Below are 20,499 nucleotides of genomic sequence, written 5' to 3'. Positions count from 1 at the left end.
CGCGCCGATCAAGGCGCGTTACTGGCTCGTGCCGCGCTGGTGGGTGCCCCTCGCCGTGGTGGGCGTGCTCGCGGTGCTCGCGGTGCTCACGTGGGAGGTGTGGCGCGTGGTGGAGTGGGCGACGTCGCCCGCCAGCGGTGCGTACCTCACGGGGCGAATCTGGGAGTGGCAGTGGGTGGCGATGCTGCGCGCGGCCGCGCCGTGGCTCGCGCTCAACGTCGCGCTCGGGGTGCTGCTCATCCCGGCCGCGTGGTCGCGCCGTCGGCGTCAGCTCGCGCGCAGGGCGGACGCGCGCCAGATCGACGACGTGCACCGCCAGGAGCTCATCGAGAAGGCCCGCGCCGTCGCGGAGGACTGGAGCGCGGCCCTGCGCGCGGGCGTCCGCATGGACCCCGCCACGGGCACGTTCGCGGCGCGCCAGCGGCGCCGAGGCCCGCGGCTGAGCGGCCCGCGTCGGGTCGGGCTCCCGGGCCGGCGCGTGTGGGCGCTGGGGCTCACGACGCGCCCGACGATCCGGCCGTTCGCGTACCGGGTGCAGGACCGGCGCCGCGTGCCGGACTGGACGGCCGGCCGGTGGCTCGTGATGCCGGTCGTGGCGTCGGCCGCGCGCGCGCTGCTGCTGGCCGAGTCCGGCACGGGAAAGACGGTCCTCCTCACGCTGGTGATCCGGTCGGCCGCCGCGATGGGCTGGCCGGTGGTCATGATCGACGCCAAGGGCGACCCGAAGGACGCGCGCGAGCTCGTGCGCGTCCTCGGGGCCAGCGGGTTGAAGGTCGCCGTGCGGCCGCCGTGGAACATGTTTGACGGGTCGGCGGCCGATATCACCGCGCGCCTGATGCGTCTCCTGCCGCCGGGCGTCGGAGCGGCCCAGCACTACGCCGACGAGGCGCGGGGCATCTTGGACGCGATCCAGGCCCGGTCTCCGCTGCGCTCCGTGGACGACCTGGTGGACCGGCTGAGCAACCCGGCCGCGCACGTCCCCTCGCCGGCCGATCTGGCCGAGGTGACCGCCGTCGTCGACTCACGGACCGGGCTCACGGCGAACCGTCGCGTGGCGCGGTCGCTGGCGAACGCGCTCCGCCCGCTCGCGCCATACCTCGCGGCGGACGGGTGGACGTACGCGAAGCCGGGCGCGCACGTCGTCGTCGTGCCGCTCACGCCCGTGGACGCCGCACACGCCCAGCTCGGGGACCTCATGCTCATGGCGCTCCGGCAGCACATGGCCCGGCGGCTCGAAGCCGGCGACAAGTCGCCGTCGCTCGTGATCGTTGATGAGTTCCCCCAGCTCGTGACCGCCGACACCGACCCTGGCGACACCGCGGCGTCTCTGTTCGAGACGGCGCGATCGGCCGGGCTCGGTCTGATCCTGGCCGGACAGTCGTCCGCCGGTCTGTCGAACGACGAGGCGCTACGAACGCGCGTGCTCGCGTCCGGCGCCGCCGTGATCGCGGGCCGCTCGAAGGACCCCGAAGCCGTGGTGAAGCTCGCGGGCACGGCGATGCGGCTGGAAGCCTCTGGGGAGGCCCACAGCGGCGAGCTGCGCTCCGGGCGCGCCCAGCACACCTACGTGCTGCCGCCCCAGCTCGTGCGCGAGGCGTGGGACGGGCGGTTCTGGCTCATCAACCGCGCCGCGGTCGCGCCGTTCCGCGTGCTGCCGCCCGCGCCGCCCGAGAAGCCGAAGAAGAAGGCCGGCGAGGGTGAGCCGGCCGAGGTCGACGCGACGCCGGCCGTCGTCGACGAGGCGGCGACCGAGCTCGTCGCCGTCGAGGACCTGGCCGACGCTGCCGGCCCCGAGGAGGACCACCAGGCGCCCGCGCCGGTCGACGAGGGCGGCGCCGACCCGTACGCCGAGCTCGTCTACGAGCCCACGGACGACGACGCGCCGCCGCCCGACGACGCCCCGCCGCCCGAGGCTCCGAAGGCCGAACGTGTGCCGGCGGCCGCGCCCCCGGCTCGAGGATTCAGCGCGACCAAGCGACCCACCACGACGAAGGGGAAGTGACGTGAATTTCTACGTGAACGCCGGGGACGGCACGAGCGGGCGCTACGCCGACACGTTGCAGTTCGTCGACGACCGCGGCGTGACGTACACGGTCGCGATCGCTCGCACGATCGACTACACGCCGAGCGTGACCGTCGTGGGCGCCAACGGTGAGCGGCACGAGCTGGCCGACGTCGACGACGCCGGGCGGCAGATCGCGCGCCTGCTCGTGCTGTGCCGGGATCAGAGCTTGGTCGTCGACACGGCCCGCGGCACGCAGGCGCGGGGGGACGAGTCGACGACGGCGGACGTGTACCCGCCGCGCCAGCACCCCAGGATCATCGTCAAGGGGTGACCAGCAGGCCCGCGCAGGTGCGGGCGGGGTTCGGGTGCGCGGGCCGCTTCGCGGCCCGCGTGCTCGCGCCTACGGCGCGATTTTCCTTCCCCTCCTGGCTCTCCATCATCGCCGGGCCGGGGCTCCGCGCAAGGCCCGCGCCTACGGCGCCGGCTCTCCTCCGGAACTTTCGGGCCGCGGTCGCTTCGCTCCCTTATTTCGGCCCGAAACTTCCTCCCCCGACCCGGTTCCGGGCCTTGCACTCCACCCCGTCCCGGCGGTGATTACGACGCCAGGAGGGCGCGGAAAAAGGTCGGGGCCACGCAGGTGGTTGCGGCCCGTAGGGAAGGGAACCCAGAGCATGACTGACCTGCTGGACCTGCTTGCACAGGTCGAGGCGAGCGACGACGAGCCCCACGTGCTGCACATGGTGATGCCGAACATGGCGCCCGCGTGCGGTGCGGACCTGTTCCGGCTCTACGACGCCGCCCGGAGCGACGGCATCAAGCGGACGACGCTCACGACGGCGCGCACGACGTGCCCCGACTGCCTCGCGGTCGGGGACCTGCGCGCGCTGGTCGTCGAGATGCAGAGCAGGCAGGCTGACGTGACGAACTGACCCGCAGGCGTAGACAGGAAGCCCCCACAAACGTAGGGTTCTGTTTGACAGAACCCTACGTTTTGTCTTACAATTCTAGTATGGCGATCACGTGGAAGGGCAGCACCTTCAAGCACGGTGTCACGCGCGACGAGGTGCTGTATGCGCTGCAACACCCCGTGCACGTCGAGCCCGAGTTTGACGAGTCCCGCGAGGGCACGGGCGAGGTCGCGGACCTGTACATCGGCCCCGGCCGTCTGGGCGGGGAATTGCTGGAAGTGATGGTGCACCGTCGTCTCCCGCGGGAAATCGTGGTGTTCCACGCGATGCCCGTCCGGCGCAAGTTCCTGCACTTGATCGAGGAGGAGGAGTGATGACGAACGAGGCTCCCGGGCGAGGCCCGGACTATGACGCATGGGCCGCGCAGATCGAGGCGGACGACCGCCCCGTGAAGCGCACGGGCAAGGCCCTGCGCGGCGAGGCCGCGCGCGCCTACGCCCACCAGATGCTCACCGCGGCCGCCGAGACCCCCGAGGAGGTCGAGGCGGTCGAGCGCGCGGCAGCGGGCGGACGCCCCACGCTGGCCGCGACGAGCCCCAAGGGCACGTCGCCGCTGTGGCAGGTGCGCGCGCCCGAGCACCTGGACGCCGCGTTGCGCGCCCGCGCGGAGGCCGAGGGGCGTTCCTTCTCCGCGGTGCTGCGCGACGCCGCCAGCGAGTACCTGAACCGGCACGCGAGCTGAGGAGCGACCATGACGACGAACAGCCCGACACCGCGCCGCGTGTGGCCCAGCGAAGCCGCCTCAGGGTTCGTCGCCGCACGCCTGGCGGCCGTCGTCGCGCCCGACGACCTCGCGGCAGCGCTGCGCGTGATGCGCGCCGCGGCCGCGACGCCCCTGCGCGACCTTGAGCGGAAGATCACGACGGACGGGCTAGGGAACCCGATCACGGACACCGAGGAGCAGCGGGACGCTCAGGCGACCTGGTCGCAGGCGTGGGACCTCACCGACCGTGCTCGCGGCTGGGTGAGCCTGCTCGACGCCGCGACCGAGGCACGGCCGTGATCGTCCACGGGACCTACCAGGCCAAGCCCGACCCCGGGCAGCCCGCAGACGGTCCTGTGCGTGAGGTCGCGGTCGAGGCCGCGACGTACGAGGGTGCGCGCGCCATGCTTCACGAGCAGGTGCACGACGGAGAACGACTGACCGGAATCCGCGTCGAGGGCCGTGCCGACGGGCACGGGTAGGGGGACAACACGCGCCGAGCCATACGCGCCCCGGCTGCCCTCCGTCGAGGGTGGCCGGGGCGCGTTGTTCTCACCGCTGACATGCGGAACATTTTTTGACACGTACGTGTCAACAATGCGAGAATGAAGCCATGACAACGACCGGCACCGCCGCCCTCGTGACCGCCGTAGAGACGACGTGGACCGCGATTCGCGAGAACCACCCCGACACCCCCGAGGTGATCGTCACCGTGGGCGCAGGTAGCGGCGGCCGCGGGGGCGGCCTCACGCTCGGGCACTTCGCGCCGTCGCGCTGGGTGCGCGGCGAGGACGACGTTCACGAGCTCTTCGTGGGCGGCGAGGGCCTGGCCCGCGGCGCGGCCGCGGTGCTTGGCACCCTGCTCCACGAGGCGGCCCACGGCATCGCGTCGACGCGCGAGATTCAGGACACCTCCCGGCAGGGCCGCTACCACAACAAGAAGTTCCGGGCGCTCGCGGCCGAGGTCGGTATCGAGGTCGAGCACTCGCAGCAGCTCGGCTACTCGACGACGACGGTCCCCGACGCGACGGCGCAGCGCTACGCCGCCGAGGTGGCCGCGCTCGCGGCCGCGATGAGCGCGTACCGGCGCGCCGAGGTCGGCGCCGAGGGGCGCACGTCCAACAACAACGGCGCGTCCCTGGTGTGCGGGTGCGGCCGGAAGATCCGTGCCTCGCGGAGCGTCGTCGAGGCCGGGCCGATCCTGTGCGGACTGTGCGGCGAGCCGTTCGCCGCGCCCGAGGAGGACGAGGGCTGACGAACCGGCCACCAGGCCCGCCCGGGGCGCTCCCCCGGGCGGGCCGTTGTCGTATCCGGGCGAGGTACGAACCGCGCCCGGTGTCGCACACGCGTTCGAATACGCTGAGGTCGTGGGTACTCGTCGACGTGAGCCGGTCGGGGGGTGGGGACCGTCCGGCGTCGAGACCGTGCCGCTGCGCGACTACGCCCACGAGGCGCCCGAGCTCGCGCGTCGCGGCGTCGCGATCGTGCGCCCTGAGGAGCCGATCCCGGTGCAGGCGTGGATCACGCAGCGCCAGACCGGAGAGTCACGAGTAGCCGGCGAAGCGATCGCGTGGGCGGGCCGGCAGGTGCAGGTCAGATACCTCGACCCCCACGGCCGCGAGGGGTGGGCGTGGCTCTGGGCCGACGCCGTGGAGCGTCGCTGACAGACAGGCCCGCCCGGCGCGGCACACGCGCACAGAAGCCCCGTGGAGACGATCCCCGGCCCTACCGAGGCCGGACGGACTCAGCGGCCCTCAGAGAGCCGCACACGAGCCCTACGCGCGAGGTGTGAGCCCCCGGTTTCTGGACCGAGCTGCCCCAGGCGTGGAGTGTCCCGCGGTGGCCGGTCCGGTCAAGGGTGGGCGTGCCGCCCATCGCGCAGCGACGCGAAGCGCCCTTGACGGGGCCGGCCACCGCGAGGTTCAGCCTGTATCGGGGCAGCGGGAGGGTGTGGCGACCTGGTGGTTTGGAGGTTCCCACAGGCCGGCCAGGTCCTCGAGCGACGCCGGCAGCGCCGCGGCGTTTCCCGTCGTCGCAGGTCAGAGACGTGGACCCGTGAGGGGCCGAAACGGGCGACTGTGGAACCCTCTAAACCTCGACGCCAGACTTCCGGGCGTGGTGGAGGATCGTGCCGACACCGCCCGTGGTCATGCCGACGGCGGCGGCAATCTCCGCGTAGGTCTTGCCCTCGCGCCGGAGGGAAATCACGCGCTCGCGCCGCTGTGCGGCTCGCGCCTCGAACTGCTCTCGCGGTTCCGCGATCACGCGCTGCACGGTCCGCGTCGACATGCCCAGCCGGTCCGCGAGCTCGCGGGCGGTGGAGTTGCGCCGGACAGGGTTCTCAGCGACCACGGTCAGCCTCCAAAATCGCCGCCCGGTCGTGCCTCGGGCCGCGAGTCTTGTTCATCTCGATGAGGCGTTCCCGCCCACCGTTGGCGGCCGTCGCCCGGCCCCCCTTGCGTCCGCGTCGTGCTTGCTCCTCAGCGAAGGTCCGTTGAATCTTCCGCCAGGTCCAGCGTGCAACAGAACGCGCGAGGTGGCTCACCTCGTTGGCCGAGAGCGGACCCGCGGTGAACTCGTGCGCGACGACGGTCTCGTTGACCTCCCAGGCGTGCGCGAACACCGCGCGCTCCCACAGCTCGCGGCTCGTGTAGTCACCGCGCCGCCGGTAGGACCACTTGCGGGTGGCATCGAAGAGCGCCACGTTGCGGCCCACGGCGCTGGACGAGACGTTGCGGCGCGGGTGCCCGGCGGACGGCAGCGCGCCGAGGTCGTCGAGCGCGGTAGCCAGATCACGGAGCCCATAGAGGGCCGTGGTAGGTCCCCAGACCGTCACGTGGGTGGAGTGCTGAGGGTTCTTTGTGATCCGCCCGGCATAGGCGACGTCGCCACCGAGGACGTCCACTAGGCCGTGCTCGACGCGCGCCAGGAGGTTGACCGGCGCGCGGTTCGCGGCATCGGTGAGGATCACGGGCCGACGTAGGGCGTACTCGATATGCCCGGCGGTCGTCCAGGGGTTGAGCGTGACGCGCGAGGGAGCGGGCAAGCCAGCGAGCTCGGCGGCGTGATCGGCCCCGGCGCCGTCGTGGTCGACGACGACGAGAGAGCGCAGCACGAGAGGGTTTGCCTCGATGTGCGGGAAGTCGAGGGCGCGTGTGCGTGAGCGGCGCCGGAGCGAGGGGTGCTCGGGGTCCTTGACGTCCCCGGCGAGTGGCGCCCGGGGTAGCCAGTGCTCAGGCCACATGGCCTCGAATGTCATGTGGCGAACCTAGGGGCCGGGCCACGGCTATTTAGGTCCGACACGCCGAAGCCTAATCAGATACTTCCTGGGGTCTGGGGCAGGAGCCCCAGCCAAGACCTGCTTTCAGCGCGAGCGAAGCGAGCTCCGCTACCCGGCCGCGAAGCGGCCCAGACCAGCACAGCCGGCGCGCAGCGCCGTCCGCTACGCAATCGGTGACGGCCCTCTCCGACTGGACTCCTCGCGAAGCTGCGCCCGACCCGGCCACAGCCCCGGAAGGCGTACGCGAGCCAACACGGTGCACCTGGTCCGGGAGCCCCCTGCCAGCCACCCCGGGAGCGCGGTAGCGATTTTCGCGCGCCGGCCGCCGCATCGATGCGCCAGAGCTGCAACGAACTGACGGACGTCCCCGCAGGCCGCCGCAGGGGGAAGCGGTGCCGGGGAACGTCCGTCGTCGGGGAGCGTAGCGGAGGGCGCCAACACGCGCCGCGCCGATGCGCGTTTCAGTATTGCAGTACCCGCGTACTCCCGTTAGGTTGGGTGGCAACGGACGTCGGACTCTCGGAAGGGGCCAGGTCGTGAAGATCATCACCGTCACGAATCTCAAGGGCGGGAGCGCCAAGACGACGAGCTGCGCCTACTTGGCGCACGCGTACGCGGCGCAAGGGCTCAGCGTGCTGGTGATCGACGCCGACCCCCAGGGATCGGCCCTCCGTTGGTCGGAGCTGGGCGAGTGGGAGGTTCCCACGCTCGCCCTGCCCGTCAAGAACCTGCACGTGCGGCTCTCGGGCATCGTGCCGGCGACGACGGACGTCGTGCTCATCGACACTCCCCCGCTCGACGAGAACGCCGGGATCGTCTACTCGGCCCTGCGTGCCGCTGACGCGATCGTCGTCACCATGGCGCCGACGATGATGGAGTACGAGCGGCTGACCGACGTGTGGGCCGCGATCGACGAGGTGGAGCCGCTGCGCGTGAAGCCGGCGGCCGCCGCGGTGCTGCTGAACCGCACCATCGCCAACGCGCGGAGCACGGAGACGTTCCGCGAGCTCATCACCGATGCAGGGCGCCACGTCCTCGCCGCGACGATCCCCCGTCGCGAGTCCTACGCGCAGTCGTTCGCTGCGCCCGTGACCGACCTGGGCGCGTACGCCGACGCCGCCCGCGAGATTGCAGCCCTGGAGGTGGCAGCATGACCCGACCCAAGCAGGACTTGGCCGCGCGCGCGGCGCAGCTCCCCGACCGCGCGCCCAAGAAGGCGCCGACGCTGGCCGACGTCCCGGTGCCGACGCCGAAGGGCGGTGCGGCCCGGCAGCCGATCCCCCGGGCAAAGCCGGTCCGGTTGACGATCGACGTTGAGCCGCAGGCGTACCAGGCGCTCCGGCTGCTGGTCATCGAACTCGGCGCCGAGCTCGGCGCCGCCCGGATCACGCACAGCGACGTCGTGCGTGCCCTGCTGGACAGCGCAAACGACGACCCGGCCGTGCGCGCGGCACTCACCGCGAAGCTCCGAGACGAGCGGTAGCCGCGATCGACGCGCGGAGGAACTGACCGCACAACCGAAAGTGCCCCGACGGTGCTGGAACACCGCCGGGGCGAGGACACCCCCAGGTAAGTGGAGGAATCCCAATGCACATCATCCCCTCAGGTGACACCGGCCGTACGCCGGACGACGCCGACACGCTGACCATCGAGGACTTGCAGCTCATGGACCTGCTGGCCCTGCACGTGATCTGCGGCACGATGCGCGAGGCCCGCCGATGAGCGCCCCGACGTCGACCCTCGCGGCCGCCGCCCGCGCGAGGCGCCAGGCAACCGTCGTTGCCGCCGTTGGCGCGATCATCCCGACGATCCTCGCCGCGCAGGGCATGGCGTCCCTGGCCGTCGACGTGCTGCGCTTCCCGCTCGTGCTGGCCGTCGCCCTCGCCGGATTCCTCGAGCTCGCGCTCGTCGCGTCGGCCCTGCTGGCCCGTGCGGCGGCGCTGGCCGGACGGCCTGGTGGCGCCGACGCGGTGGCCGTGTGGGTCGTGTCCGCGACGTCCGGCCTGCTGGCTGGCGTGCACGAGCTCACCACGACGGCGCCGGACGGCTCGACGTCGTGGAGCGCCGATCCCGGGTCGGTGCTGGCCGCCGCGGTGCGCGTCGTTGCGCCCCTGGTGGCCGCGTGGCTGTGGGACCGCGTGCTGACGGCCGCTCGCGCCGAGCAGGCAGAGCGCACGTTGGCCGAGGTCCGGCGTGACCGGCGATACCTGGCCGTCGCGCGCCGGGCGCTCGTCGTGCGTCGCATGGCCGAGTCCGGCCACGGCGACAGCCGCCGGGCGCGGGCGGCCGCCCGACGCATGGACCGCGCCCACGTCGCCGCCCTGCGCGCCGCTCCCCCACATGCCGAGCTTGTCGACGTGCTGGCCGCCGTCGGACAGGTCGACCACCTGCCCGCCGCGACGATCGTCCGCCCGCTCGCCACCGAGCCGGACACCAACCCCGCGGCACCGACACCGCTCGTCGAGGCGGCGCCGTCGCTGGGCGACGCCGAGGCCGACCACGAGGCCGGTCCCGAGGCGCCCGAGGTCGAGGTGGCTGACCGGACAGCCGAAGCCGAGCCCGAGCCGGACGACGTGTTCAGCGGGGCGCGGGTGGCTGAGGACTTCCACGAGGAGTGGCCGGTGGCTGACCGGACACCCGTTCCGGCCCGTCTCGTCGTCGCCGCGCCGGACCCCCGGCCCGCCACGGTGACCGAGCACGTGGCCGAGGTCGTGCCCGGGTCCGCCGACGACATGGACCCGCTGTTCCCCGTCGAGGACCAGGACGACGACGACGAGGCCGGCGAGCCGGACACGCTGGCCGTCGCGATCGAGGTTGTGCGCGCTGACCCGCTGGTGTCCGGTGCCCGGCTGGCCGACGAGCTCACGCGCCGAGGGCTGCCGGTCAGCACCCGGTCCGGCCAGCGCTGGCGCGCCCGCGCCCTGGCGGCCATGGCCGAGGTCCCCGTGTCGTGACCGGACACTGACCGGACACACGGAAGCCCGCATCCCCGTATCTACGGAGGTGCGGGCTTCTGTATTTCTGTGCCTACCGACGTTCCTCGCTCAACCACGCCATCGTGGCCGCGAGGTCGGCCATGACGAGCTCACGCCGAACCGTGTACACCGTGCCCTGTGGCTGGACTTGGGTGGTCGCCGTGGTGTGGGCCGGCACCTGGTACGTGACGTATCCGGCGGATACGAGGACGACCAGGGCCTTACTCACCGACGGCACCGTGATGCCGAGCCGGGCCGCGAGGTCGTCGCGCCGGGCAGGGCCGGCGGATAGGAGCTCGTGCAGGATGCCCGCCCGAGAGACCGCCGCGTAGGCGTGCTGGAAGCGGCGCACCGGCTCTGGTGCGTCGGGAAGGTCCGTCAGTCGCGCAGACATGGCCGCTAGTGTGCCCCACGCCGCTGACGGACGGGGGGACGTGGCGAGAATCCATAGCGCATGTCAGACCTTCCCGGTAGAGTGTTACCCATCCGCTCACAGTGTGCATGAATCCGGTTCTGAAAGGGCTAGAACATCATGACAAACGATCACAGCGTTTTCGGCGGGGCGAGTCGCGCCGCCGACTTCGAGGAGGAGGCCGACGCGACGGTGCGGCGAGTGCCGGCACCGCCGGCTCGCCGTGAGCCGGAGGAGCAGCCGGCGCCCGTCCAGGTCGTCGAGCCGCTGCCGGCCCCGCCCGCGGTGCCGGCGGTCGTCGAGGCGCCCGTTCCGGCCCCGGAGCCGCTGCCGGAGCCGCCGGCACCGGACCCGGCGCGACGCCTCGCGGCGGCCGCGACGACGGCGGCGGCCGCGACCGCCGAGACCGGCCCGCAGCGCGCACAGAAGGGGTGGCGCGGAGCGCTGGCGAAGGTCGGCCTGCCGGTCGCTCCCGGCGTCGCGGAGCGCGCCCAGCGCGAGGAGCTGGCGGCCAGAACCGCGGCGATCCTCGACGCTCAGCGGGTGGTCCGTCAGGCGACCTGGACGCGCGCCGTCGCGGTGCTCATCGGGAACCCCAAGGGCGGCACCGGCAAGACGCCTCTTGCGCTGGCGCTCGGCGGCATCATCTCCGCGATCCGCGGGGGAGGCGTCGGGATCGTCGAGGTGGCGGACGACCCGGGCGCGCTCGGCTTCCGGGCCGAGGGCTCGCCCTCGCTCGGGCTCGGGGAGTTCGTGCGCGACGTCGCCCAGCTCGAAACGCGCGGCCAGGTCGTCGGCTACACGGCGCCGCAGACGTCGTTTGCGTCCGTGATCGGGACCGTGGTCGACCGGTCGCGAGAGCCGCTGACGTACGAGGCCGTGACCGCCGTCGCCGCGAAGATCGACGAGCACTTCGAGGTGCGAGTCATGGACTCCGGCAACCAGCCGTCCTCCGGGCCGTTCCGCGGCGCGGTCGACACCGCCGACGTGCTCGTGATCCCCGTGATGCTCGCGGGGGACTCGACGCTGGAAGCGCTCGGGATGCTGCGCGAGCTGCGCCGCACCGAGGCCGGCCGACGCCTGGCCGATACCGCGATCGCGGTCGTCATGGACGACGGCCGGCCCCAGGCCCCGCACATGGCCGAGGCCGTGCGCGACGAGCTCACGGCGGCCGGTGTGCGCACCTTCCACCAGATGCCCTACGAGCCGCACATCGCGGCCCGCGGAGAGGTGACCCTCGCGGAGCTCCACCAGGACTCCACCGAGGCGCTGACGCTGCTCGCCGCGGACGTGATCCGCGCACTCACTCTCGCGGCGGTCCCGACCGGGCGTCGCGTCCAGACCGTCCGTCCCACCACGACCCAGGAGCAGAACTGATGATCACCGCCCGCATCGCAACCGCGATCGAGAACCCGCTGAACGGCGTCCTTCCCGACTTCACGATCTTCGGCGCTGAGTTCACCCAGCTCTGGCAGAAGCTCATCGCCGGTGTCTGGGCGCTGGGCCTCATCGCCGCAGTCGTCTTCCTCATCCTCGGGATCGTGGAGATGGGCAAGGCCGGCGCGTCCGAGAACCCCAACCAGCACAAGGAGGGACGGAAGAAGTTCATTACCGCCCTCATCGCCCTGGGCCTCCTGGCGGCGCTTGCCGTGATCGTGGGCGCCGTGCTCACGTTCTTCGGCTGACCGACACCAGCGCACTGATACGTAACCGCGCAGATACGGAGATACGTAATGCCGATGTACACCAAGAGTGGCCGCAGCTTGTGGCCCGCCGTCGTCGGTGCGCTCGTCGTCCTGGTGGTCGTGCTCGTGGTCCTGCTGGTCCTGGCCATTCGTGGCCAGGACCCGCGGGACCCGGGCGCGACCGCGACGCCGGAGCCCGAGCCGACCGAGACAGCGACGCACGAGGGCCAGCCGGGGGAGGACCACGGCGCCGAGCTCGACGCGGCGCCCACGGGCTGCCTCGCCGGCCCGAGCACCGATGCCGACATGCTGCTAGCGACCCAGGCCCGCGCCCCGCACACCGCGTACGGGGCCGTCGAGGTCGCAGCAAGCATGATGCGGTGGGCGAACCAGTACCCCTGGCCGAGCGGCCCGCAGATCGCGAGCGTGGAGGCCGGGATTCTGTCCGACGCCATGTCTGACGACATGGCCGACCTCGCGGCAGGGTTCGCCTTCCGCGAGAGCTCGCCGGAGCTGCGCGAGGACACCCCGCCCGGCCCGGCACCGTTCGGGACGCCGTTCACGACGTCGACGCGCGGCGGTCTGTGGGTCGTTGACCCGACGTCGACCGACGACCGCGTGACGGTGCACCTGTCGCTTGGCGTCGTCGTCGACGGCGCGCTGTCCGCCGAGCGCTACGGCATGGGATCGCCCGTGCTCGTGTGGGAGGACGACGCTTGGCGCGTCGTCGACACGATCCCGACCGACACGGCCGCCCTCGAAGCCGGCGGCGTCGAGTTCACCGGGGGGTGCTGACCATGGCCGATGTGTGCGTGTTCGGAGCGTGCGCGAGCGACGTCGTGGACGGCGTCAAGGACGTCGTGGGCGGCGCACAGGACGCCGTGGAGGGTGCCCAGAACGCGGTGAACACCGCGGGCTCGTGGGCGCAGTTCTGGTCTGACCCGTTCGGCAACACCTTCAAGGCGCTACAGGAGGCGGCGCACTCGCTCGCCTCAGACGTGCTGCCGGCGCTGTCGCACGCGGTCTCGCCGGACCTCACCGCTGACTGGTGGTTGGGCGCCTACGCGGTGTCGTCTGCGCTGGCGGTGTTCGTGATGGTGATCCTGCTCGTTCCGGAGATTCTGGCGACGGCCCGTCACAAGCAGTCCGGGCAGGAGCTGTTCGAGACGTTCACGTTCTACGTGCCCCTGTTCCTCACGGGGATGATGTTCGGCCCGCCGCTGGCGGTCTTTCTCGTCAAGTTCTTCGGCTCGCTCACGGACTCGCTCGCGGCGTGGGGGATCATCAGCAGCGCCGACGCCGTGACGGCCGAGATGACACGGATGCTCGGAGAGGGCGACGCGAGCGGCCTCACGGGCGGTGTCGTCGTCGGCATCTTCTTCATGCTGTGCATGGTGCTGGGGCTGATCCTCGTCCTGGTGATGCTCGTCGTGCAGCTCGTCGCGCTCTACTTCACCGGCGCGCTGTTCTCGCTGGGCCTGGTGTGGATCATCCGCAAGAACACGCGCGTGTTCGGGTGGGGGATCGCGTTCGTCTGGCTCGGCATCCTCGCCTCCCACGCAGTGCTCTTCTTCATGCTCGGGCTCGCGTACCGGATGATCGCGGCCCAGGTCACGGCGTTCGAGGACGTCCCATCCTTGCAGCAGCTCGTGACGCTCATCGTCTCGGTGATCGCGCTGTTCGTCGCCGGGACCTCGCCGTTCCTGCTCTTCAAGCTCGCGCAGAAGGTCATGCCGTTCGGCGGCGCCAACGGCTCCGGCCCGGCGGCCAGCAGCGGGAACCGCACGATCGGGGACGACGACCTGGGCAACTACCGACGTCGGAACCAGAGCGATTCGGCCGACGCGGGCGACCCCGGGAACGACTACGCGCGGCCGTCGCGCCGGGGCCGGCACACCGACCCAGACAGCGGACCGCCCGCGGACGGCCCGCGCCTGGCCGACGCCCCGAAGCCCGGCGCTGAGCCGGTGCCCGCTGGCGCGGCGACGCCGACCCAGGCGACCGCCGGGGGAGGGGCGGCCGCCGGAGGAGCCGGTGCCGCCGAGGGCGCGGCCGCCGCTGAGGGCGCGGCAGGCGGAAGCGTGCTCGGGCCGGTCGGGGCCGTCGCCGGGGCCGCCGTCGTCGGGGCCGGGGTCGCGGTCAAGCAGGGCGTGGACGTCGCCCGCGACATGTCGCAGGACGCGGTGGAACTCGGCGCCACCGACGTCAACGCGTACGACGCGTACGGAACGGTTGAGGGGGACTGATGAGCACGAGCACGACCGAGAAGCCGACCACGCGCTACCTGGGCGGCGAGGCCGGACACCGGAGTTTCTTCGGTGGATCGAGCGGCAGCCGCGCGCGCGGAATCGTCGTTGGAATCGTCGTCGCGGGAGGGCTGATCCTCACGCCGCTGGTGGGCTGGCCCGCGCTGGCGGGAATGCTTGTGGCCGCCATGGTGACGATCGTCGTCACGACGAACACGCACCACGGATCGATCCTCGAGCGGCGCCGCAAGCGGTCGAGGTGGCAGGCGCGAAAGCGGCTCGGCACCGACCGGTTCGAGCCGTACGACGCGACCCGGTGGGCGGCGCTCGACGAGCGCGCCACGACCGCCCCGCGCAAGGAGCGCGCGCAGGCGATCCGGGACCGTGCGGCGATGCGGGCGATGCCCGACGGCGCCGACGGCATGGGCTGGTTGCAGTCGGGAACCGGGCTGCCCGGGATCGCGTGGCACGCGCCCGACGGCGAGGACGCCTACCTGTCCGTGTGCTTCGCGGTGGCCGGACAGATTCGCGGTATCGAGTCCAACACCACCCTCGTCATGGGCGGCGCGGCGTGGGGCCGCTTCCTGGCGGACCGTGCCCTGTCGACGTCGCTCGTGGGCGCCGTGCAGCCCATGACGCGCGTGCTCCCGCCGGACACCGCCCGTCACGAGGCGTGGGCGCGCGCCGTCCACGACCCGACGATGCCGGCCGACGCGATCGCGTCGTACGCAGAGGTGATCCGGCGGTCCGGTCAGGACGCCATGATCCAGCGGCACTACGTCGTGGTGTCCTGGCCGATCACGCCGCAGTTCACCGAGGCAGCTCGCAAGTACGGCGAGGGCCGCGACGGCTGGCGCGCACTCATGGCCCGCGAGGTCGAGACCGTGGCCGCCGGCCTCCGGAACGCCCGTCTGGGCGGTGGCCGCCGCGACGGCGTGACGGCGCTGACCGCCCGCCAGACGGTCGCACTCATGCTGCACCAGCAGAACCCCAGCCACCCGATCGACGCGGCGCGACGCGTCGACCCGGCCGCGCCGGGCCTGCGCTCGCACGACGAGTACGCCGCGCACGTCGTCGAGGCGACGGACTACGTGACCGGCCAGGAGGCCGAGTGGTGGCACCGCACGGTGGCGATCACCGCCGACGGTCTGTCGACCGGCGGCCGCACGCAGTTGTGGCTGCTGGACCTGCTGCTGGGCACGCAGCTCGACTGCATCCGGTCGGTGTCGTTCCACATGCGGCTCGTGCCGGCGATGCACGCCAAGGCGGCCGCGCGGCGGGACCTCACGGCGGACCAGGCGGCCGCCCTGTCCAACGCCGAGAAGGGGAAGATGGCGAACGACGAGGTGTCGACGTCCGCGCGCGCGGCGAGCCAGCGCGTGCAGGACCTTTCGCACGGCAGCCCGCACCACGGGATCGAGTGGGCAGGGTTCATCACGCTCACGGCCCGGAGCCGGTCAGAGTTGCAGTTGGCGTGCCGCCGCCTCGCGGAGACGTGCTCCGCCTCGCTCGGCGTCGAGCGGTTGACCTGGCTGGATTCCTTCCAGGCCGCAGCATCGGGCACCACATGGCCCATCGGGCGCGGTCTGCGCCCCACCCGCGACCCCATGTCGGCGCGGTTCTACAACAGCCTGGCCGGCGCGGGCGACAAGGAGGCCCTGTGATGAGCACGACGACCGAGAACCCCGAGACGAGCCAGCACCCCGACCTGACGCGTACCCCGCCGCCGCTCGGCCCGACGCGCCGACGTCGCGGCCTGGCCCGCGTGCCGGGGTTCGGCTTCCTCGCGCCGCCCGTCGTCGAGGTCGCCGCGACCGCGAGCCACGACGACGACGCGGCCGACGACGTGGGCGAGGTGCTGCCGTTCAGCCCGCCCGGGGCGAAGCTGCGCGAGTCGCAGCGAGCGGCGCGGAGCGGCTGGTACGCGCCGACGCTGGCGGGCGCGCCGTCGACGACGCGCCAGGCCGAGATCCTCAACCTCGCGATCATCGCGCCGCCCACCGGGTACGACGGCATCGTGAACGGCCGCGACACGCTCTCTCGTGCGCTCATCGCCAACGACCCGTTCACCGAGTACAACAAGCCGGCGCATCTCCGCGAGGTCTCTTCCCCGAACGTGCTGACGGCCGGCACCGTCGGCACGGGCAAGAGCTCGTTTACGAAGACCGTGTTTGTGATCCGGCCCCTCGTGCTCCGGAACCGAAACGTCGTCGTGTTCGACAAGAAGCCCGACGACGCCGCGCCCGAGCAGGGCGAGTACGCCGAGCTCGCGCGCCGCTTCGGGAGCGAGCCCATCCGGTTCACGCAGGACGGGACCGGGACCCGCCTCAACCTGCTGGACCCGCTGGTGTCGGCCGCCGAGGGCGGCCGGTACGAACTGCTGACCGCCGTCGCGCGCATGGCGCGCAACGGCGCCGCCCTGGACGACTGGGAGCGCAAGGCGCTGCGCGTCGCGCTGCGCCGCACGATCGCGGCCGCCGAGGGCGTGCGCGTGCCCACGCCGGCCGACCTGCTGCCGCAGCTCGGACGCGTCGCGGACGAGGCCGAGTTTGCCGACCTGCACCCGCGGGCGCTGGACCGGCTCCACGAGGCCGGCGTGAGCGTGCGGTGGACGTTCGACGAGCTCTTGGAGTCCTACCCCGGTCTGCTCGACGGGGAGACGTCCAGCGCGGTCGACCTCGCGCACAAGCTCACGGTGTTCGACCTGTCGCAGCTCTCGGACAACGGGCAGGCCGTCCCCGTCGTCATGGCGATCGGGAACATGTGGCTCATGGGCCGACTGCGCCGCGCGCGCGGCGAGCAGCGGGCCGTGACGAACGTGATCTACGAGGAGGGGTGGCACCTCATCGGCGGCCCGTCGGCCGGGCTCATCAAGTCCAACGAGAAGTTGTCTCGGGCGCTCGGCATCTCGAACGTGTTCGTGATGCACAAGGGCACCGACACCCCGAAGGACAGCCCCGGGTACGCGGTCGTCCAGGAGGCCCAGACCGTGCACCTGTTCCGCCAGGACCGCCGCGAGGATGCCGAGTGGGCCGCCGAGACGTTCAACCTCGCCCCGGAGAGCGTGGACACGCTCATGAACCTTCCCGTCGGGCACTGCGTGATGAAGGTCGCGTCCCGCCCGGAGATTCAGTTGCAGCACGTCCGCTCGCGCTGGGAGACCGAGGTCACGAACACGGACGCCGCGCTGGCGATCGCCGCGCGCGGCGGGAACTGAGGGGGCCGGGGTGAAGGTCGCCGGCATCGCGGCGGGCGCCGTCGTCCTCGCGTTCCTCGCGCTCGTGGGACTCGCGGCGTGCTCCCCGAAGGCCCCCACGACGACGGCCGGCGCGTGCCCGGCCGTCGTCGTGCCCGCCGGCCAGATGCCGACGGGCACCGTCGCCGGATACTCCGGCGACCAGCTCGCGAACGCGGCGCAGATTCTCGCCGCGGGCGCGGCGCTCGACCTCAGCGCACGCGACCAGACGATCGGCGTCATGACCGCCATGGGGGAGTCCTCGCTACGCGTGCTCGACTACGGCGACGACGCCGGCCCCGACTCGCGCGGACTCTTCCAGCAGCGCGCAAACGGCGCGTGGGGGACCTACGACGACCGGATGGACCCGTTCACGTCGGCGTCCAATTTCTTCAAGGCGATGATGAAGATTGAGAACCGCGACGCGATGGAGCCGACCGAGGTAGCGCACCGCACGCAGCGCAACCGCGACCCGAACCACTACACGCGTTTTTGGGAGCCGGCGACCGCCGTTGTCGCCGCTCTTGGCGGCGGCGGAATGTGCGTCACCGGGGCCGGCGCCCCGGGTGGCGACGGCCGCCAGCTCGCGGCCGCACTCGTCGCGAAGATCGACGCAGGAAAGATCACCGGACTTTCTGGCCCGGTGCTCGATCAAATCCGATGGGCAGCAACCGGCGAGAACGCCGCCGAGTGCAGCATCGACGTTCGTATCTTGCAGATCATCACGATTGCGTCAGACACGTTCGACAAGGTAGGTATTTCGTCGATCAACCGGTATTGCACGCGCACGCTCGCGGGCGCCGGCACCTTGTCCCGTCACTACCTCGACGGCGGCGGCCACGCCGTCGATTTCTACGGCTTCAACGGAAAGGCCACCGACGGCGCGGACGCCAACGCCGTGACGCTCATTCGCGCGCTCGACGCCCTGCTACCGCCGGGGTCGCTCATCGGGCAGGTGCAGTGCCGCGCGGCCGCCGGCACGTCGCTGTCGACCCAGACCGCGGAGCAGTTCAACGACACGTGCAACCACCTACACATCGACGTCGACCCCAAGACGACGACCCTTCTCGGGAGCGGAGCTCAGGCATGAGGAACAGGACCACGACGAGGCGCTACCGCGCTCCCGGGGTGGCTGGCAGGGGGCTCCCGGACCAGGTGCACCGTGTTGGCTCGCGTACGCCTTCCGGGGCTGTGGCTGGGTCGGGCGAGGGCTCGGAGGAGGGTCACGTCGAGCAGCGCCGCGCACCGGAGTCATGGGCCGCGAGGCTGAAGGGCACGATCCTCTGGGGGCTCGTCGCGGTCCTCTGGGGTGTCGTGGGCGGCGTGGCCGTGTGGTTCGTGTCCGAGCTGCTGGGGCTCCCGCTGATCGGATCGTCCCCGACCCTGATGCCATGACGGAGGTTTCTTTTCACGTCAAGGGCGCCCCCACGGTCTCGCGGCCGCGGGGGCGCCCTTGTGCGCGCCGCCGTGCAGCGCAGCTCGTCGGGGTCGAGCGGTCGAGGGCGACGGCCTGGCCGGCGCCCTCGGCACGCAGGGTGACGGCGCCCGGCGGGCGCCAGGAGGCGCGAGATACGGCGCTTAGTACGTCGTTAGGGTCGTCTCCGCGCATGACGGGGTAAACGACGGGAGCAAGGGGTATCGTTGCTGGTGAACCCTGTCTGTCTGCCTCACCCCCCTTCCGCACCTCCCACCCCCTACGTTCGTTCCTCACAAGGTGGTGGGAGGTGCGGAAGGGGGGTGAGGCAGACAGACAGGGTAGGAGAGTTGGGTAGTGGGTTGGGTTGGGAGGAAAGATCAAAAGCAAAAGACAAAACGCAGTTGGGAGGGTGGTTGGGTTGGTCGGAGCGGTGCGGTTGGGTACGCGGTTGGGAGGGGTGACGGTTGGGCGAAGCGATGCACTGTGTGACGCGGTTGGGTAGTCGTCGAGGTTCAGAGAGGCGGTGGTGGTGGTGAGTGTGGAGGGTGGCGCCGAGGGCGCCAGCGCGACGCCCGAGGGGCGCCGCGTGTGGGTGACCGAGCGGGACGAGGCCATGATCGAGTGGCTATCGCTGGTGAAGATCACGTCCATGGAGGGCGTCCGGTGGATGCTCGGTGCGCTCAACGGGACCGACGGCCCGGTGTCGCTGCGCAAGGCGCAGAGCTGGTGCGCGCGCATGGAGACGGTGCAGCTCGTCGAGCGCGGCCGGGTGTCGTCGGTAGGCGGTGCGCTGGTGTGGCCGACGCACGCGGCGAGCGGGCGCACGCCGCCGTCGCTGCTGCGCCAGACGACGCGGCACGAGGTCGCGGTGTCGATCGCGTCGGCGCGGTACGTCGCGGCCGGGTGGTCGTGGGACAAGGACCGTGCGCCGGCCGAGGTCGGGACGGTGCACAGCGCCGACGGGATCGCATTCCGTGATGACGCGGTGGAGCTGGTAGAGGTCGAACTCACGGGAAAGCGGCCGCAGCGTTACCGGCAAATCTTCTCCGCGTTCTCGTGGAGGATCGCGCGCGAGGGCGTGACCGCGATCCGGTATTTCTGCACCGACAGCGCCGCGCGCGCGGTGCGCGCCGCTTTGCAGGACCCGCACGCGGGCGGGCGCGCGCTGGCCGAGCGGGTGCATGTTCACGCGGTTTTCGACGGCCGGGGAGTGTGGGAATCTGCCGTGCAGCCGAAGGGCGTTGCGGCAGGGACCTCGACGACGCCGGCAGGGCCGGTTCAAGGAATGTTCGACGAGCAGGGGGAATGAGCATGAGTACGGGACAGCAGTACCAGCAGGGACAGGACCAGGGGTCCGGTTCGGACCCGGTGGGAGATATCCTCCTGCTCGTTTTGCAGGGTGTCGCGATCCTGCTTCTCGGAGTGGTTCTGTTGCCGCTCCTGGTGCCGTCGCTCGTGGTGGCGCTGACGTTCCGCCACGCGCCGATCAAGGCGCGTTACTGGCTCGTGCCGCGCTGGTGGGTGCCCCTCGCCGTGGTGGGCGTGCTCGCGGTGCTCGCGGTGCTCACGTGGG

At 71.9% G+C, this 20,499-nt stretch carries 24 protein-coding genes and 1 pseudogene; 22 read left to right on the top strand and 3 right to left on the bottom strand.

Features of this window, described 5'->3' with window-relative positions:
• The 9 genes and pseudogenes from ACFVQZ_RS35985 to ACFVQZ_RS35945 all read left to right on the top strand — a co-directional run.
• Positions 1 to 2,002 (top strand): annotated as a pseudogene (locus ACFVQZ_RS35985) (hypothetical protein); the annotation flags it as partial.
• A 1-nt stretch (position 2,003) separates the two neighbouring features.
• Positions 2,004 to 2,336, top strand: coding sequence for a hypothetical protein (locus tag ACFVQZ_RS35980; RefSeq protein WP_378234797.1), 333 nt, complete (start codon positions 2,004 to 2,006; stop codon positions 2,334 to 2,336).
• Between the two features lie 340 nt (positions 2,337 to 2,676).
• A complete protein-coding gene (locus ACFVQZ_RS35975; protein WP_378234798.1) occupies positions 2,677 to 2,934 on the top strand; it encodes a hypothetical protein in 258 nt (85 codons plus the stop codon).
• Between the two features lie 80 nt (positions 2,935 to 3,014).
• Entirely contained in the window at positions 3,015 to 3,287 is a 273-nt protein-coding gene (locus tag ACFVQZ_RS35970; protein ID WP_378234799.1) for a hypothetical protein, read from the top strand.
• Positions 3,287 to 3,655 (top strand): ribbon-helix-helix protein, CopG family, encoded by a 369-nt coding sequence (locus ACFVQZ_RS35965; protein ID WP_378234800.1) that lies wholly within the window; start codon positions 3,287 to 3,289, stop codon positions 3,653 to 3,655. The genes ACFVQZ_RS35970 and ACFVQZ_RS35965 overlap by 1 nt, the downstream gene beginning before the upstream one ends.
• Positions 3,656 to 3,664: 9 nt before the next feature.
• Positions 3,665 to 3,976: a hypothetical protein gene (locus ACFVQZ_RS35960; protein ID WP_378234801.1), complete on the top strand. Its 312-nt coding sequence runs from the start codon at positions 3,665 to 3,667 to the stop codon at positions 3,974 to 3,976.
• Positions 3,973 to 4,158 (top strand): hypothetical protein, encoded by a 186-nt coding sequence (locus ACFVQZ_RS35955; protein ID WP_378234802.1) that lies wholly within the window; start codon positions 3,973 to 3,975, stop codon positions 4,156 to 4,158. The genes ACFVQZ_RS35960 and ACFVQZ_RS35955 overlap by 4 nt, the downstream gene beginning before the upstream one ends.
• Positions 4,159 to 4,289: 131 nt before the next feature.
• A complete protein-coding gene (locus tag ACFVQZ_RS35950; RefSeq protein ID WP_378234803.1) occupies positions 4,290 to 4,931 on the top strand; it encodes a hypothetical protein in 642 nt (213 codons plus the stop codon).
• 112 nt (positions 4,932 to 5,043) lie between these two features.
• Entirely contained in the window at positions 5,044 to 5,340 is a 297-nt protein-coding gene (locus ACFVQZ_RS35945) for a hypothetical protein (RefSeq protein WP_378234804.1), read from the top strand.
• 424 nt (positions 5,341 to 5,764) lie between these two features.
• Here the strand turns inward: ACFVQZ_RS35945 and ACFVQZ_RS35940 are convergent, their stop codons facing one another.
• Together ACFVQZ_RS35940 and ACFVQZ_RS35935 are read right to left on the bottom strand one after the other, a co-directional pair.
• Positions 5,765 to 6,028 carry a sigma factor-like helix-turn-helix DNA-binding protein gene (locus tag ACFVQZ_RS35940; protein ID WP_378234805.1) on the bottom strand — a complete coding sequence of 88 codons (264 nt, stop codon included), beginning with the start codon at positions 6,026 to 6,028 and terminating at the stop codon, positions 5,765 to 5,767.
• Positions 6,018 to 6,935: a replication initiation protein gene (locus ACFVQZ_RS35935; protein WP_378234806.1), complete on the bottom strand. Its 918-nt coding sequence runs from the start codon at positions 6,933 to 6,935 to the stop codon at positions 6,018 to 6,020. Before ACFVQZ_RS35935 ends, ACFVQZ_RS35940 begins: the two co-directional genes overlap by 11 nt.
• Positions 6,936 to 7,492: 557 nt before the next feature.
• Here ACFVQZ_RS35935 and ACFVQZ_RS35930 point away from each other — a divergent pair.
• The 4 genes from ACFVQZ_RS35930 to ACFVQZ_RS35915 all read left to right on the top strand — a co-directional run bounded on the left by ACFVQZ_RS35930 (position 7,493) and on the right by ACFVQZ_RS35915 (position 9,910).
• A complete protein-coding gene (locus tag ACFVQZ_RS35930) occupies positions 7,493 to 8,110 on the top strand; it encodes an AAA family ATPase (protein WP_378234781.1) in 618 nt (205 codons plus the stop codon).
• Entirely contained in the window at positions 8,107 to 8,439 is a 333-nt protein-coding gene (locus tag ACFVQZ_RS35925; RefSeq protein ID WP_378234783.1) for a hypothetical protein, read from the top strand. Before ACFVQZ_RS35930 ends, ACFVQZ_RS35925 begins: the two co-directional genes overlap by 4 nt.
• Positions 8,440 to 8,543: 104 nt before the next feature.
• On the top strand, positions 8,544 to 8,678 hold the full coding sequence (locus ACFVQZ_RS35920) for a hypothetical protein (protein ID WP_378234784.1): 135 nt from the start codon (positions 8,544 to 8,546) through the stop codon (positions 8,676 to 8,678).
• Positions 8,675 to 9,910, top strand: coding sequence for a hypothetical protein (locus ACFVQZ_RS35915; protein WP_378234785.1), 1,236 nt, complete (start codon positions 8,675 to 8,677; stop codon positions 9,908 to 9,910). The genes ACFVQZ_RS35920 and ACFVQZ_RS35915 overlap by 4 nt, the downstream gene beginning before the upstream one ends.
• Positions 9,911 to 9,983: 73 nt before the next feature.
• Here ACFVQZ_RS35915 and ACFVQZ_RS35910 read toward each other — a convergent pair whose 3' ends face one another.
• Positions 9,984 to 10,325 (bottom strand): MarR family transcriptional regulator, encoded by a 342-nt coding sequence (locus tag ACFVQZ_RS35910; protein ID WP_378234786.1) that lies wholly within the window; start codon positions 10,323 to 10,325, stop codon positions 9,984 to 9,986.
• Positions 10,326 to 10,463: 138 nt separating this feature from the next.
• Between ACFVQZ_RS35910 and ACFVQZ_RS35905 the strand changes: the two genes are divergently transcribed.
• From ACFVQZ_RS35905 to ACFVQZ_RS35865, 9 genes are all read left to right on the top strand, one after another.
• Positions 10,464 to 11,720: a hypothetical protein gene (locus ACFVQZ_RS35905; protein ID WP_378234787.1), complete on the top strand. Its 1,257-nt coding sequence runs from the start codon at positions 10,464 to 10,466 to the stop codon at positions 11,718 to 11,720.
• Entirely contained in the window at positions 11,720 to 12,028 is a 309-nt protein-coding gene (locus ACFVQZ_RS35900; RefSeq protein WP_378234788.1) for a hypothetical protein, read from the top strand. Before ACFVQZ_RS35905 ends, ACFVQZ_RS35900 begins: the two co-directional genes overlap by 1 nt.
• 54 nt (positions 12,029 to 12,082) lie before the next feature.
• A complete protein-coding gene (locus ACFVQZ_RS35895; RefSeq protein ID WP_378234789.1) occupies positions 12,083 to 12,823 on the top strand; it encodes a hypothetical protein in 741 nt (246 codons plus the stop codon).
• Positions 12,824 to 12,825: 2 nt separating this feature from the next.
• Positions 12,826 to 14,274 carry a hypothetical protein gene (locus ACFVQZ_RS35890; protein WP_378234790.1) on the top strand — a complete coding sequence of 483 codons (1,449 nt, stop codon included), beginning with the start codon at positions 12,826 to 12,828 and terminating at the stop codon, positions 14,272 to 14,274.
• Positions 14,274 to 15,938, top strand: a complete 1,665-nt coding sequence (locus ACFVQZ_RS35885) for a hypothetical protein (RefSeq protein WP_378234791.1) — start codon at positions 14,274 to 14,276, stop codon at positions 15,936 to 15,938. Before ACFVQZ_RS35890 ends, ACFVQZ_RS35885 begins: the two co-directional genes overlap by 1 nt.
• Positions 15,938 to 17,491 carry an ATP/GTP-binding protein gene (locus ACFVQZ_RS35880; protein ID WP_378234792.1) on the top strand — a complete coding sequence of 518 codons (1,554 nt, stop codon included), beginning with the start codon at positions 15,938 to 15,940 and terminating at the stop codon, positions 17,489 to 17,491. Before ACFVQZ_RS35885 ends, ACFVQZ_RS35880 begins: the two co-directional genes overlap by 1 nt.
• A gap of 10 nt (positions 17,492 to 17,501) precedes the next feature.
• Positions 17,502 to 18,599, top strand: coding sequence for a hypothetical protein (locus tag ACFVQZ_RS35875; RefSeq protein ID WP_378234793.1), 1,098 nt, complete (start codon positions 17,502 to 17,504; stop codon positions 18,597 to 18,599).
• 850 nt (positions 18,600 to 19,449) lie between these two features.
• On the top strand, positions 19,450 to 20,235 hold the full coding sequence (locus ACFVQZ_RS35870; RefSeq protein WP_383629090.1) for a hypothetical protein: 786 nt from the start codon (positions 19,450 to 19,452) through the stop codon (positions 20,233 to 20,235).
• A 2-nt stretch (positions 20,236 to 20,237) separates the two neighbouring features.
• The coding region (locus tag ACFVQZ_RS35865; RefSeq protein ID WP_383629088.1) for a hypothetical protein at positions 20,238 to 20,499 on the top strand (262 nt) is incomplete at its 3' end.

The organism is Streptomyces sp. NPDC057854 (assembly GCF_042797055.1).
Lineage (GTDB): Bacteria > Actinomycetota > Actinomycetes > Streptomycetales > Streptomycetaceae > Streptomyces.
Note: the sequence above shows the minus strand (reverse complement) of the source record. Positions and strands in the feature narration are given on the sequence as shown.

Excerpts from the sequence above, each read along its gene's own strand:
- ACFVQZ_RS35975 (WP_378234798.1), top strand. The coding sequence starts at position 2,677 with ATGACTGACCTGCTGGACCTGCTTGCACAGGTCGAGGCGAGCGACGAC.
- ACFVQZ_RS35970 (WP_378234799.1), top strand. The coding sequence starts at position 3,015 with ATGGCGATCACGTGGAAGGGCAGCACCTTCAAGCACGGTGTCACGCGC.
- ACFVQZ_RS35965 (WP_378234800.1), top strand. The coding sequence starts at position 3,287 with ATGACGAACGAGGCTCCCGGGCGAGGCCCGGACTATGACGCATGGGCC.
- ACFVQZ_RS35960 (WP_378234801.1), top strand. The coding sequence starts at position 3,665 with ATGACGACGAACAGCCCGACACCGCGCCGCGTGTGGCCCAGCGAAGCC.
- ACFVQZ_RS35950 (WP_378234803.1), top strand. The coding sequence starts at position 4,290 with ATGACAACGACCGGCACCGCCGCCCTCGTGACCGCCGTAGAGACGACG.
- ACFVQZ_RS35935 (WP_378234806.1), bottom strand. The coding sequence starts at position 6,935 with ATGACATTCGAGGCCATGTGGCCTGAGCACTGGCTACCCCGGGCGCCA.
- ACFVQZ_RS35925 (WP_378234783.1), top strand. The coding sequence starts at position 8,107 with ATGACCCGACCCAAGCAGGACTTGGCCGCGCGCGCGGCGCAGCTCCCC.
- ACFVQZ_RS35920 (WP_378234784.1), top strand. The coding sequence starts at position 8,544 with ATGCACATCATCCCCTCAGGTGACACCGGCCGTACGCCGGACGACGCC.
- ACFVQZ_RS35915 (WP_378234785.1), top strand. The coding sequence starts at position 8,675 with ATGAGCGCCCCGACGTCGACCCTCGCGGCCGCCGCCCGCGCGAGGCGC.
- ACFVQZ_RS35910 (WP_378234786.1), bottom strand. The coding sequence starts at position 10,325 with ATGTCTGCGCGACTGACGGACCTTCCCGACGCACCAGAGCCGGTGCGC.
- ACFVQZ_RS35905 (WP_378234787.1), top strand. The coding sequence starts at position 10,464 with ATGACAAACGATCACAGCGTTTTCGGCGGGGCGAGTCGCGCCGCCGAC.
- ACFVQZ_RS35900 (WP_378234788.1), top strand. The coding sequence starts at position 11,720 with ATGATCACCGCCCGCATCGCAACCGCGATCGAGAACCCGCTGAACGGC.
- ACFVQZ_RS35895 (WP_378234789.1), top strand. The coding sequence starts at position 12,083 with ATGTACACCAAGAGTGGCCGCAGCTTGTGGCCCGCCGTCGTCGGTGCG.
- ACFVQZ_RS35890 (WP_378234790.1), top strand. The coding sequence starts at position 12,826 with ATGGCCGATGTGTGCGTGTTCGGAGCGTGCGCGAGCGACGTCGTGGAC.
- ACFVQZ_RS35885 (WP_378234791.1), top strand. The coding sequence starts at position 14,274 with ATGAGCACGAGCACGACCGAGAAGCCGACCACGCGCTACCTGGGCGGC.
- ACFVQZ_RS35880 (WP_378234792.1), top strand. The coding sequence starts at position 15,938 with ATGAGCACGACGACCGAGAACCCCGAGACGAGCCAGCACCCCGACCTG.